The following is a 12,819-nucleotide window of genomic DNA, read 5'->3' as shown; positions in this document are numbered from 1 at the left end:
ATAAATAAATAATGAAAAAAATATTGATAAATGAGAATAATTATTATTTAATTCTGCAAGATTATTTTTATGAATGGAAGTTATGAAATCATTTGATGTAAGTGCCTATTACGCTTTAAATTCAGCTTTACCCTTTAAAGATCGTTGGGCTGTAATGCCATTACAAGCCAGTTTACCTGTTCCGCCTCCAGAATTAGAGCAACAATGGAATAACCTACTAAATTCAAATTTAGCTGGCAAAAAAAGGTTAATTTATTTACATATTCCTTTTTGTGATATTCATTGCCAGTTTTGTGGTTTTTATCAAAATCCATTACGTAAGTTTGATACCAAAACTTATATAGACTATTTACTACAGGAAATATCTTTAGAAATCAATAGTAAAGCAATGCAGTCGGCCCCAATTCATGCTATTTATTTTGGTGGTGGAACACCTTCAGCATTGGCGACTGGACAATTAGCTCGAGTAATTAGTTATTTTAAACAACATGCCCCTTTAGCGCCTGATTGTGAGATTACCGTAGAAGGTCGAATTTCTGATTTTGATGATGAAAAAATTGATAGTTATATTGAGTCTGGAGCTAATCGTTTTTCGATAGGTGTACAAACATTTAATACTGAAATTAGACAAAAATTAGGGCGCCAATCATCGGAAAAGGAGATTATTCAACGTTTCGAAAACATTGCTTCACGAGATAGTGTGGCACTAGTTTGTGATTTAATGTTTGGTTTACCTAATCAAACAACGGCTACATGGCAAAGAGATTTAGCAATTGCCGATCAACTTCCGCTTGATGGCGTTGATCTTTATTCTTTAAATCTTTTGCCAACTACTCCTTTAGCGAAAGGGGTTGAAAATAGAAGAATTGAATTACCATCGGTTATTGATAAATGTAGTTTTTACCATCAAGGTGCCGAGTATTTAGCTAAACAAGGCTGGACACATTTAACTAATGCTCATTGGGCTAAAACCAGTCGTGAGCGCAATTTATATAATTTTCTCATAAAGCAAGGCTCACATTTTTTTGGATTTGGTTCTTGTGCTGGTGGTAAATTAAATGGTCAATCCTATATGATCCATCGTGATTTAAATCAGTATTATGCATTATTAGACCAAGGTAAGAAACCAATAATGATGTTAACAGATAAACCATTACTTGGCGATTGGTTACATAAGTTACAAGCTGGCATCGAGAAAGGCCGAATTGATTTAACTCAGTTAACCGATCGTGCAGAATTGTTTGATCCACTAATCAAACAATGGCATGAAGTAGGGCTATTACAAAATGAAGATCACTGTTTACGACTTACCTTATCGGGACGATTTTGGTCGAGTAATCTATTACAAGCCTTACAGCAACTGTTATTACAACTTAATAATCCTGAACATCTCGAATTACAAAAACAAATGGCACAAGCTAGACAAACCATGCAAAAAAGTAATGGTGTAGCTAAAGCTCATCCTCATATGCAAAATATCCATTTAAAAAACAAATGATTAAAGGAAATTACTATGGCAGATAAACCAACTGTTTTAAATAATCTTGCAACTTATATGCAATCAAATCCAGAAGAATTATTAGAAAAAATCGCGCAAGATTATAAAGTGACACTTACACAAGTAATCCAAGCAATACCTGATGTTAAAATTGTTGATGGTACCAATTTTGATATGATTTGGGAGGAGGTAACAACTTGGGGTGACGTATTATTTTTAATTCATACTGGGGATATTATTGCCGAGATTTCTGGAGAACTGCCCCCTGGAACGCATAGTCAAAAATATTTTAATTTACGTCATCAAAAAGGCTTAAGTGGTCATATCAAAGCGGAACATTGTCTACATATTGCGTTTATCGAACGAAAATTTATGAAAATGTCGACAGCATCGATAATTTTCCTTAATCATTTAGGTCAATCAATGTTTAAAATTTTTGTCGGTCGTGATGAAAAACACCAATTAAAAGCAGATCAACTTGAAAAATTCCGAGCATTAGCCGAAAAAATCAATTAATTTTAAGAATTATACAAATGAAAACATTAATTATTTTTGGTGTAAGCGCACATCTGGGTACTGGCTATCAAGTATCTCAATTAGTAAAACAATGCCATCCTCAGTGGCGTTGTATTGTATTAGTTCGAGATGCTGTATTTGCTAAACAATTAGCGGAACAAGGTATTGAAACTCATGTTGGTGATGCAACCGATAAAGAACTAGTTAAAAAGATCTGTCAGCAAGCAGGGCCTGAAGCTATTATTATTTCAACGCTTGGTGGTGAAACGGGGAATTATATTGCTCAACGTATTATTATCGATTGTGCTGAACAAGCTGGTGTTAAACAGATGCTTTTAGTCACTTCACTTGGTTGTGGCGACTCATGGATAACACTATCCCTACGTGCTAAACAAGCTTTTGGTTATGCTGTCCGGGAAAAATCACTAGCTGAAGTTTGGTTACAAACAAGTTTATTAAATTATGTGATTTTAAGACCTGGTGGTTTGCGTGATGGCGAGATAACCGGTAAAGGTCAGTGCTATACCGCTCAAGAAGTTCATGGCTTTGTATATCGAAAAGAATTAGCCAGAATAATCATTGATAAAATTGCTAATCAACAATTTGATAACTGTATATATAGTGTTGTCGACCCAAATCTAACAGTAAATTATTAGTATTAAATATATGAGGTTAATTGGTGCGCAAATCTAGCCAAGCAATATTATTATTGGGATTATTTATTTTGCTATTAATTTTAATGATCTATTCTGCAAACACAGGAGCATTAAAATTATCATTTACACAACTAATGAATTTGCCATTTGATGATCCTTTATGGAATATCTGGTGCAATATTCGCCTTCCAAGAATTATTTTAGCGATAATTGTTGGTATGGCATTAGCAAGCGCAGGAGCTGTGATGCAAGGGTTATTTAGAAATCCTTTAGCTGATCCTGGTTTGTTAGGTATTAGTAGTGGAGCAAGTTTAATGGTTGGTATGACAATTTTATTTCCTGCTGTTTTCCCGCCAATTATGATGCTTTACGGCAAAATGGTTGCAGCATTTGCTGGTAGCTTATTTATTTGTGCACTTATTTATCTTTATAGCCTTAATGAACAATGTAATCTAGCTAAAATGATTCTACTCGGTGTTGCTATTAATGCCATCATTGGGGCAGTAATGGGCGGCTTGAGTTATATCAGCGATGAATCTCAACTAAGACAAATTTCTTTATGGTCAATGGGTCATTTAGGTAAAGGTTCATGGGATCTGGTGATTGTGTCGCTATCGTTAATTTTTCCAGCATTATTGTGCTTAATTAAGCTAGCTCACCAGCTTAACATATTACAATTAGGTGATGAAGATGCCCATTATTTAGGCATTAATGTTGAACGCACTAAACGCTATCTTTTACTTCTTTGTGCTGTGTTAATTGGTACATCAGTTGCGGTAAGTGGCATCATTGCTTTTGTTGGTCTAGTTGTTCCGCATATGATTCGTTTGCAAATTGGAGCAAATCATAAATGGTTAATTCCTGGATCTGCATTAGGTGGAGCCTGTTTACTTTTGTTAGCAGATACCTTAGCTAGGACGCTAGTTGCCCCGACAGAAATTCCTGTTGGTCTCTTAACAAGCCTTATTGGTGGTCCATATTTTCTTTGGCTTATTTTAAGACATAAATAATTGGTGGAACTTTATAGTGTTAATTGCTAAAAATCTGACATTTGCTTATAGCAGCCGTATGATAATTGACGATGTTTCTTTATCGATAAAATCTGGTGAAATTGTTATTATTATTGGCCCTAATGGTGCTGGTAAATCAACCTTGTTACGCCTATTAACTGGTTATCAAAAACCATCTTCTGGTGAATGCTATTTACTTGACCGTCCCTTGTCCCAATGGTCTCAGAAACAATTGGCTAAAACAAGAACAGTGATGCTGCAACAAAGCCAACTTACTTTTCCATTCAAGGTAAAAGAAGTTATTGCTATGGGGCGAGCACCTTATGGTAAAGTCCATTTTAATGAAGCAATTGATGAAGTTATGTCACAAACGGATTGTTTGCAATTTGCTGAACGTGATTACCGAGGATTATCTGGCGGAGAACAACAAAGGGTACAATTAGCCAGAGTTTTAGCACAATTATGGCAACCGGAACCTAGTGAAAAATTATTGTTTTTAGATGAACCTACATCAGCTCTCGATCTCTATCATCAACAACATACATTACGATTATTAAAGCAATTAGCAGTTAAACAAAAATTAGCCGTTTGTTGTGTTTTACATGACCTTAATCTAGCAGCCTTATATGCGGATAAAATAATTTTGCTTAATAAAGGTAAAATTGTTGAACAAGGTGCCCCGTCACAAGTACTGACAGTGGAGAATATTCAACGTTGGTATGGGGTCGATTTAGGTATTTTGGTTCATCCTAGCCAATCATCAATACCGCAAATCTATTTGAATCCTTAATAGTAAAAAATATCGATTACTAATCATTCGCTGCATTTTAACGCAAAATCAGTATATAATTAAGCAAACTTAATAAATGGGGCTGATGATGACTAACGAAAATAGTGATAACTCTATTCTGGTTTCAGATCTACTTGCAGCACAACCTGTTTTTAGTTGCCAATTGGATGGTAAAGGAAAAGCAAATCCTTTAAACGATAAAACTAAAGCTTCTACTAAGCAACCATATTGGATTCATCTGGATTTTGCTAAAACTGAAACTATTAATTGGGTTAATCAAACAAATTTAATACCGGAACTTGTTAAACATGAGTTGATTAAAGCTAATCAATTTCCAAAGGAGATCCGTTGTGATTCAGGTATTTTAGTGGTCTTGAAAGGGGTAAACTTTACTCCAAATGAATTACCTGATCCTATTGTTACTTTTCGTTTTTATATCACCGATAATTTAATCATTTCAACCAGACATCAAAAAATAGATGCAATCATTAAATTAAAAGAAAATTTAGAAAAAGGTATTGGCCCTGTTGATGTTGCCGATTGGCTGATACAACTTTCAGAATTAATATGTGATCAAGTGAATTTATCTTTTGATGGTGTTCACAATAAAATAATAAAATTAGAAGATTTATTATTAAATCAGCGAATATTTTCCCATAAAGAAATCGGTAGGGTGCGCAAACAACTTTTCATACTGCGTCGTCTACTTTCGCCACAGCGTGATATTTTTGTAAAAATTTCCACCGAAAGAATATCTTGGATTGATGATAATGATCGTCAACGGCTTCATGATATTTCCAATCAACAAAATCATTATGTTTCTGAAATTGATAGTTGCCTAATCAGGATTGGTTCAGTTATGGAGCAAATAAATAGTATTTTGGCTGAATCGACCAATAAGCGTATCTATTTAATGTCACTATTTACCATTATTTTTACGCCAATTACATTTATAACAAGTTTACTTGGGGTTAATTTGGCTGGTATTCCTTTCAATGAAAAAGAGTGGTCTTTCATTGGCTTAATTCTACTATTAATTGTGATTAGCATAGTTTCTGTTTTATGGCTTAAGCTAAAAAAATGGTGGTAAAGGGACTGACTTTTAAAATAAATAAAAAATGGTAAATATTCATGAAATTAGGAATAAACAGAAAATAAAGTTGTTATTTGCAAGCGTACCACAAACACTTTTACCCGCTGATATGAAAAGAGATCTAAGCAATGCTTATATAGATAACAAATTACAAGCTAATTCTGTAGTAATCAATATTGGTTGCTTGTTTTGTAGATGTTAAACCGAAACCTTAACTGATTAGTTATATTTCACAAAGATATAATAAGGATGATACTAACATTGTTCCAATTAATAAATTATGGAAAATTTAATTGAAAGCACCTATAACTATAGTGATGAAAAAATAATTGGCTACAGCTTTCATATAAATCTGTTAATTACTATAAATAGATGAATCTTTATTCATGCAAAATTGCTGAAAAAATTATCAACTAAAACTAATTGCTAAATTATTTTCAGCAAATTCTTAGACTTGAATGGACTAAAAAGTTGTGTAACAATCTCAATTTCTATGCAAAATTGGTTAATGCTGGCGTAAGACTTCTCATTTTAACAAATGAAATTATAGTTGCAGATATATTATCTTATTTTGCTAATAATGAGATTATGAAAATAGACGTTGAATCTATAGAATAGGTGAAAGGCGAGGAGCGAGTGCTAATTAGTTCAGCAAAGCTGATCTTAGCTTGGTTACTAAATCATATATCATTTTATTGCAATGCAAGTAATCAGGCTGCTATTAAGCTTACTAGCAAATTAAGTTATAGTTTAAATAAACCAGATAATGGGTACGTCGTTTAAAATTTATGATTAATAATAATTATTATGCAATCTAATCAATCTTTTCGCTTATTTATTGCCGAAAAGCCCAGCTTAGCTAGGGCTATTGCTGATGTTTTGCCGAAACCTCATCAAAAAGGGAATGGATTTATAAAAGCCAGTAATGGTGATATTGTTAGTTGGTGTATTGGCCATTTACTAGAACAAGCCACACCTGAAGTATATGATGAACGATATAAAAAATGGGCACTTGATGATTTGCCTATAGTACCTGATAAATGGATATTGATGCCTAAAAGTAGTACTGAAAAGCAATTCAATATTTTAGTGGATTTGATTAAATCTGCAGATCAGATTGTTCATGCTGGTGACCCAGATCGAGAAGGGCAGTTATTGGTGGATGAAGTACTAAACTATTGTCAGCTAACACCGGAAAAACGTAAAACTATCCAGCGTTGTTTGATTAGTGATTTAAATGCCAGTGCTGTTGAAAAGTCACTTGAACAGTTACGTAGTAATCAAGACTTTATTCCTTTGTCCACCTCGGCATTAGCTCGAGCGAGGGCTGATTGGCTGTATGGCATGAATATGAGCCGAGTCTGTACTCTGGTTGGTCAACGTAATGGTTATCGAGGTGTTTTATCAATTGGCCGAGTACAAACTCCTATTTTAGGCTTAGTCGTTAGGCGTGATTTAGAGATAACTCAATTTGTTCCTAAACCATTCTATGAAGTATTTGCTATATTGCAAACCAAACATAACGAAATATTTAAAGCCAAATGGCAACCAAGTGAAGCTTGTGCGCCTTATCAGGATGAAGAAGGTCGTGTATTGGTTAAACGGTTGGCTGAAAATGTTTGCCAACGAATAAAAGATCAGTCGGGCATTATTGATAAAGTCAGTAACAAAAAGAAAGAATTAGCGCCACCAATGCCGTTTAATTTATCGGCCCTACAAATTGAAATGGCAAAAAGGAATGGTTTAAGTGCGCAAGAAGTACTTGATATCTGCCAATCTTTATATGAAAAACATAAGTTAATTACTTATCCTCGTTCAGATTGTCGTTTTTTACCAGAAGAGCATTTAAAACAGATTAATGGTGTAAAAGCCGCCATCGAGAATAATTGTTTAGAACTGCAAACTGCGGTTAATGATGCTGATTTCACTCTACGTTCTAAAGCATGGAATGATAAAAAAGTTGAAGCACACCATGCCATTATTCCAACTTTACGTAAAACCAAAATGGATAATTTATCTTCTAACGAGCAAGCAGTATATCAAGTGATAGCTACACAATATTTGGCACAATTTTATCCTGTTTATAAATATGCCGAATTACAAATAGATGTTGATATTGGTGGTGGTAAGTTTACTTCTAAAGCCAATCAAATGTTAGATGAAGGTTGGAAAGTTCTATTTAGAAGTAAAAATTATCAAGCCGAGAGTGATAAAGATAGTGACGAGAATAATGGTTTATTAACCAAATTAGTTAAAAAAGGCGAATTAGTACAATGTATTGATACAGAGTTACTCAGTAAAGAAACACAACCGCCACGACCTTTTACCGATGCAACTTTACTTTCAGCAATGACGGGTATAGCAAGATTTGTTAAAGATCCTGAGATAAAAAAAATCTTACGCGAAACCGATGGATTGGGCACTGAAGCGACACGAGCAGGAATAATTGAACTTTTATTCAAACGGCAATTTTTGACCAGACAAGGTAAATCAATACGTTCAACACCAATTGGTCAGAATTTAATTCTATCATTGCCCGAAAGTGTCTCAATGCCAGATATGACTGCACATTGGGAGTTACAACTAGAAGAAATTAGTAAAAAGGAGTTTAGCTATCAGCAGTTTATGTATCAATTAAATTCATCTTTGCTGAGTCTGGTTGAACAACTAAAACATTCACGATTGAAAATTCAATCTGCATCCCCAAATATGAAAAAAGGATAATCGATAATATCGCAATTATTGATTATCCTTTTAATTGATAAATCTAAACAATTTTAGTTACTCTGTTGATTCTTCATTTGCAACTTCTTGTGAAACGATAGACTCATTTAGTTCGTGATTTTCAGCAAGTATATTCGTAAATTCTTGATTTGCTCTGTTTAAAAAGTCACTATCCTTCAAAATTAATCGATAAGTATTTAATCTTTTTAATGGTCCTTTAGCAAATTGACTAACTATAAAAATCATAATAAAAATTGTTAATAGAGAAATAATCACATTAATAATCCAAGCTGATTTAAAGATAGTATGCAAATTGGTTATTAACATAATAAATGTAAACAGACAAACAGCGGCACTTAAAATTACCTCTTTAATTAAAAAAGGTTTTAGTAGCGTAATTCGATTTTGTTTGATAGCAAAATATTGAGTGAATTGATTTAATTGTAATAGTTCAATAATGTTATGTTTATCCGCATTAACCAATGAGATAGCAATTCTCTCTTTATTAATATTACCTGATTTATAGAAGCAGACTTTTTCCCAAATTAGTTTCTTCTTAATGTTATTTAAATAATCTTTTTGATAATTTGGTTGTGGTGCTTTTTCTAAAATATCTGCATATTTAATAATATTGTCAAAGTAGTTTTTTGGCGTGTTTTTTTTATAAATAAAGCCAACAAAAGAGAGTGTAAAAATAAGAAATAAATTAAACCAATTATCTTGTAATAGTTGTGTAAGATCCATTCAGATTAACCAATGTTGATGACAATTGGGCAATTGTAACTGATATTGTATAAAACAGGTATTAATTCTATACAATATTTTTTAATAACCGCATTATTAGTGCTGTTTTTAGGCAGTTATAAGTCTATTTTTACATATTATGTTGACTTCTTAAATTTAAAAGCGTATAAAGTGCTCGCCTTTGAGCTTTTCTTACTTTTTTAACTATAAGGTGGTTAAAAATGATGGTTAAGAAAAGTTGAAATACAAAGTGATGAGTTCAATTTACAGGAGAAATATGGACACTCAATCGGGTCACCCCAAAATGTGGGGAGATAAATTCAAACACATCATTATCGGTTAATGAACCTGTCTAAATAGTAATTTTTTCAGTTCACGAGCCGAAATTGATAAAAACGGTAACGGTGAACGATATGCAATTTTCTACACGCTATCACACAAACTCAAAACATCATTGTGCTCATAAAGTACTTTTACGAGTATTGTATCTTACTGATAAACATTTAGAGCCACCTAGTTGTATCTAATTCTTAATTAAATTTATTTTTCAATAATTTTATTTCGTGCCAAGCATTAGCTTTATTGGCTACTTATTGCTTTGCATTTAAATTTTGGTCAATTAAAACTTATTAATGCCTTGTTATGTTTAACTAAGGAATAGGTTTCTTTTGTCTAAAAAATATAGATAGGTACCAACTATGATTAAAAACAAATTTAAAGTAAAGACAGAAAATACTTTAACTATAAAAGCACTTGAGGAAGCTCAAAACAGTCTAGATAACATTTTATCTAAATTTCAATCAAGCCTTTCTGGTTTAACCCAAGAAAATGCAAAATCAAGATTGGAACAATATGGTAAAAATGAAGTAGCTCGGGAAAAAGTTCCTTCGGCTTTTGTTCAGTTGTTACTAGCATTCAAAAATCCATTTATTTTTGTCTTGTTGACATTAGCTATAGTTAGTTTTGTGACTGACTATTGGTTACCACTACAAAGTGGTGAAGAGACTGATCTAACAGGCATTATTATCATTTTAACCATGGTAACATTAAGTGGCTTACTCCGTTTTTGGCAGGAGTTTCGCTCAAATAGAGCTGCCGAGGCACTCAAATCGATGATTCGAACCACAGCTACAGTTCTACGTCGGCCAAATAAAAATATGCCAGCTGAACATATCGAAGTGCCTCTAAGTGATATTGTCCCGGGTGATATTGTATTGTTATCTGCCGGCGATATGATTCCAGCGGATATTCGTTTAATCGAATCAAGAGATCTATTTGTCAGCCAAGCAGTATTAACCGGTGAATCAATTCCAGTTGAAAAATACGATACCTTAGGTGCGGTATCACAAAAAACGTCAGAAGAGGTGAATCCATCTGAAATTAATAAAGATAATGTTCTTGATGTCAATAATATCTGTTTTATGGGTACCAATGTAGTCAGTGGCACTGCAAAAGCGATTGTTGTTGCTACCGGTGCAGATACGCATTTTGGCTCGTTAGCAAAATCTATTGTAGGTTCCAGAGCTGAAACATCCTTCGATCGGGGCGTAAATAGCGTAAGTTGGTTATTGATTCGCTTCATGTTAGTAATGGTTCCAATTGTATTATTGATAAATGGTTTTACTAAAGGTGATTGGGGAGAAGCTGTATTATTTGCCTTAGCAGTGGCGGTTGGTTTAACGCCTGAAATGTTACCTATGATTGTTAGCGCCAACCTAGCCAAAGGTGCGGTAGGAATGGCAAAACGCAAAGTGGTGGTTAAACGGTTAAACGCAATACAAAATTTTGGTGCAATGGACATTTTATGTACTGATAAAACTGGCACATTAACCCAAGATAAAATTATTTTAGAACACCATTTAGATATTAATGGCCAAGTTGATCCCGCTGTTTTACAACTTGCCTGGCTTAATAGTTACTACCAAAGCGGAATGAAAAACTTGATGGATAAAGCAATCATCCGTTTTGCTGAAGAAAAAACCAGTGTTAAAAAAGTCGGCGTTGGTCTTTATCGTAAGATTGATGAATTACCGTTTGATTTTGTTCGTCGTCGTTTATCTGTAGTTGTGCAAGGCAATGATGATAATCACTTAATGATCTGTAAAGGTGCAGTTGAAGAAATGCTATCTATTTCGGATTTCGTTTATGAAAATGGTGAATATTTACCGTTGGATGAAAATCGCAAACAAGCATTAATTGAACTGGCACATAACTATAATAAAGATGGTTTTAGAGTATTAGCTGTTGGCGTCAAAGATATTTCAGCTGAACAAACTAAAACACAATACAATGTCCAAGATGAGAAAGCATTGGCTATTCGTGGTTTCTTAACCTTCTTAGATCCACCTAAAGAGAGTGCTTATGAGGCTATTTCTGCATTAAATGAACATGGTGTTGCGGTTAAAGTTTTAACTGGTGACAACGAAATTATCACTATTAAAGTGTGTCGTGAAGTTGGCTTAGAGCCTGGTATTCCTTTATTAGGTACTGAAATTGAAACAATGGATGATGCAGAGCTAAAAGTAGAAATTGAACAACGTACTATTTTTGCTAAGTTAACTCCGTTACAAAAATCTCGCATAATTCGATTATTACAAGATAACGGTCATACAGTTGGTTTTTTAGGCGATGGTATTAATGATGCTCCAGCGTTACGCGATGCCGATGTTGGTATTTCGGTGGATACTGCAACGGATATTGCTAAAGAATCAGCCGATATTATTTTGCTGGAAAAAAGCTTAATGGTATTAGAAGAGGGGGTAATATGTGGTCGTGAAACCTTCGGTAATATCATGAAATACCTTAATATGACGGCAAGTTCTAATTTTGGTAATATTTTCTCGGTATTAGTTGCGAGTGCATTTTTACCATTCTTACCAATGTTGGCGATTCATTTACTTATCCAGAACTTGTTATATGATATTTCACAATTATCATTACCATGGGATAAGATGGATGAAGAGTTTTTACAAAAACCACGTAAATGGGATGCACCAAATATTGGACGCTTTATGATCTGGATCGGCCCAACATCTTCCATTTTTGATATTACAACTTATGCATTAATGTGGTTTGTCTTTGGTGCTAATAGTGTAGCAGCTGAATCGCTGTTCCATTCAGGTTGGTTTATCGAAGGATTGTTATCCCAAACCTTAGTAGTACATATGCTAAGAACACAAAAAATTCCATTTATTCAAAGCACAGCAGCATTCCCAGTGATTGTTATGACTATGCTAATTATGGCGGTGGGTATTTATATTCCATTTTCACCAATTGGCAGCTTAATTGGTCTTCAACCATTACCATGGTCCTATTTCCCATGGTTGGTTGCAACATTATTGAGTTACTGTGTTGTTGCCCAAATAATGAAAAAGATTTACATCAAACGCTTTGGACAATGGTTCTAAAATAATATCCTTGATGTAAGTTATGCTTACATCATTAACTAAAAAATGTATAAATATCGAACTATTATGTTATAGTAATGACATCATTGAAAAAGCGATTAAACATTATTATTAATAAACTAATATTTATACATTTAATCAGCATCTTTAAAATATTTTAAGGAGCATTCATTTAACAATAACAACAAGAGGAGTAAAAAATGAAAACCCCACACAAAAATTTAATTACACTAATTAAAAACCGTAAATTGAAAAAAGCACAAGAACAAGTCAATAAACAATAAACGGTAGATTAGAGGCAAAAGATAAATTGAGATAAACCCCATAATTTGGGGTTTTTTTATAGCTTAAAGTAGAATTAATCAAGATTATTGTTTTGAA

10 protein-coding genes are annotated in these 12,819 nt (G+C 33.5%); 9 read left to right on the top strand and 1 reads right to left on the bottom strand.

Going from position 1 to position 12,819, the window contains the following annotated elements; genetic code table 11:
* Positions 1–82: 82 nt before the first annotated feature.
* The 8 genes from hutW (at position 83) to H3T80_RS03835 (ending at position 8,287) form a co-directional block, all read left to right on the top strand.
* Positions 83–1,498 carry a heme anaerobic degradation radical SAM methyltransferase ChuW/HutW gene (gene hutW / locus H3T80_RS03870; RefSeq protein WP_198200144.1) on the top strand — a complete coding sequence of 472 codons (1,416 nt, stop codon included), beginning with the start codon at positions 83–85 and terminating at the stop codon, positions 1,496–1,498.
* Positions 1,499–1,513: 15 nt separating this feature from the next.
* Positions 1,514–2,014 (top strand): heme utilization cystosolic carrier protein HutX, encoded by a 501-nt coding sequence (hutX, locus tag H3T80_RS03865; RefSeq protein ID WP_198200143.1) that lies wholly within the window; start codon positions 1,514–1,516, stop codon positions 2,012–2,014.
* Between the two features lie 17 nt (positions 2,015–2,031).
* Positions 2,032–2,670: an NAD(P)H-binding protein gene (locus H3T80_RS03860; RefSeq protein WP_198200141.1), complete on the top strand. Its 639-nt coding sequence runs from the start codon at positions 2,032–2,034 to the stop codon at positions 2,668–2,670.
* Positions 2,671–2,693: 23 nt separating this feature from the next.
* Entirely contained in the window at positions 2,694–3,680 is a 987-nt protein-coding gene (locus H3T80_RS03855; protein ID WP_294883886.1) for an iron ABC transporter permease, read from the top strand.
* Between the two features lie 13 nt (positions 3,681–3,693).
* Entirely contained in the window at positions 3,694–4,470 is a 777-nt protein-coding gene (locus H3T80_RS03850; protein ID WP_370527339.1) for a heme ABC transporter ATP-binding protein, read from the top strand.
* 88 nt (positions 4,471–4,558) lie between these two features.
* Entirely contained in the window at positions 4,559–5,560 is a 1,002-nt protein-coding gene (gene zntB / locus H3T80_RS03845) for a zinc transporter ZntB (protein WP_181414658.1), read from the top strand.
* A 426-nt stretch (positions 5,561–5,986) separates the two neighbouring features.
* On the top strand, positions 5,987–6,181 hold the full coding sequence (locus tag H3T80_RS12365; protein WP_110447707.1) for a GNAT family N-acetyltransferase: 195 nt from the start codon (positions 5,987–5,989) through the stop codon (positions 6,179–6,181).
* Positions 6,182–6,370: 189 nt separating this feature from the next.
* Positions 6,371–8,287 (top strand): DNA topoisomerase III, encoded by a 1,917-nt coding sequence (locus tag H3T80_RS03835; RefSeq protein WP_198200138.1) that lies wholly within the window; start codon positions 6,371–6,373, stop codon positions 8,285–8,287.
* A gap of 57 nt (positions 8,288–8,344) precedes the next feature.
* Here the strand turns inward: H3T80_RS03835 and H3T80_RS03830 are convergent, their stop codons facing one another.
* Positions 8,345–9,031, bottom strand: a complete 687-nt coding sequence (locus H3T80_RS03830) for a hypothetical protein (protein WP_198200137.1) — start codon at positions 9,029–9,031, stop codon at positions 8,345–8,347.
* 698 nt (positions 9,032–9,729) lie between these two features.
* Between H3T80_RS03830 and mgtA the strand changes: the two genes are divergently transcribed.
* Positions 9,730–12,438: a magnesium-translocating P-type ATPase gene (mgtA, locus tag H3T80_RS03825; protein ID WP_198200136.1), complete on the top strand. Its 2,709-nt coding sequence runs from the start codon at positions 9,730–9,732 to the stop codon at positions 12,436–12,438.
* Positions 12,439–12,819 lie beyond the last annotated feature (381 nt).

Source organism: Gilliamella sp. W8145 (assembly GCF_016101145.1).
Taxonomy (GTDB): Bacteria; Pseudomonadota; Gammaproteobacteria; order Enterobacterales; family Orbaceae; genus Gilliamella; species Gilliamella apis_A.
This window is presented reverse-complemented; position numbering and strand designations above follow the sequence as displayed.

What these genes read in the sequence shown, in the direction of transcription:
- mgtA (WP_198200136.1), top strand. Translation starts at nt 9,730, where the DNA reads ATGATTAAAAACAAATTTAAAGTAAAGACAGAAAATACTTTAACTATA.
- H3T80_RS03860 (WP_198200141.1), top strand. Translation starts at nt 2,032, where the DNA reads ATGAAAACATTAATTATTTTTGGTGTAAGCGCACATCTGGGTACTGGC.
- H3T80_RS03830 (WP_198200137.1), bottom strand. Translation starts at nt 9,031, where the DNA reads ATGGATCTTACACAACTATTACAAGATAATTGGTTTAATTTATTTCTT.
- hutX (WP_198200143.1), top strand. Translation starts at nt 1,514, where the DNA reads ATGGCAGATAAACCAACTGTTTTAAATAATCTTGCAACTTATATGCAA.
- hutW (WP_198200144.1), top strand. Translation starts at nt 83, where the DNA reads ATGAAATCATTTGATGTAAGTGCCTATTACGCTTTAAATTCAGCTTTA.
- H3T80_RS03835 (WP_198200138.1), top strand. Translation starts at nt 6,371, where the DNA reads ATGCAATCTAATCAATCTTTTCGCTTATTTATTGCCGAAAAGCCCAGC.
- zntB (WP_181414658.1), top strand. Translation starts at nt 4,559, where the DNA reads ATGACTAACGAAAATAGTGATAACTCTATTCTGGTTTCAGATCTACTT.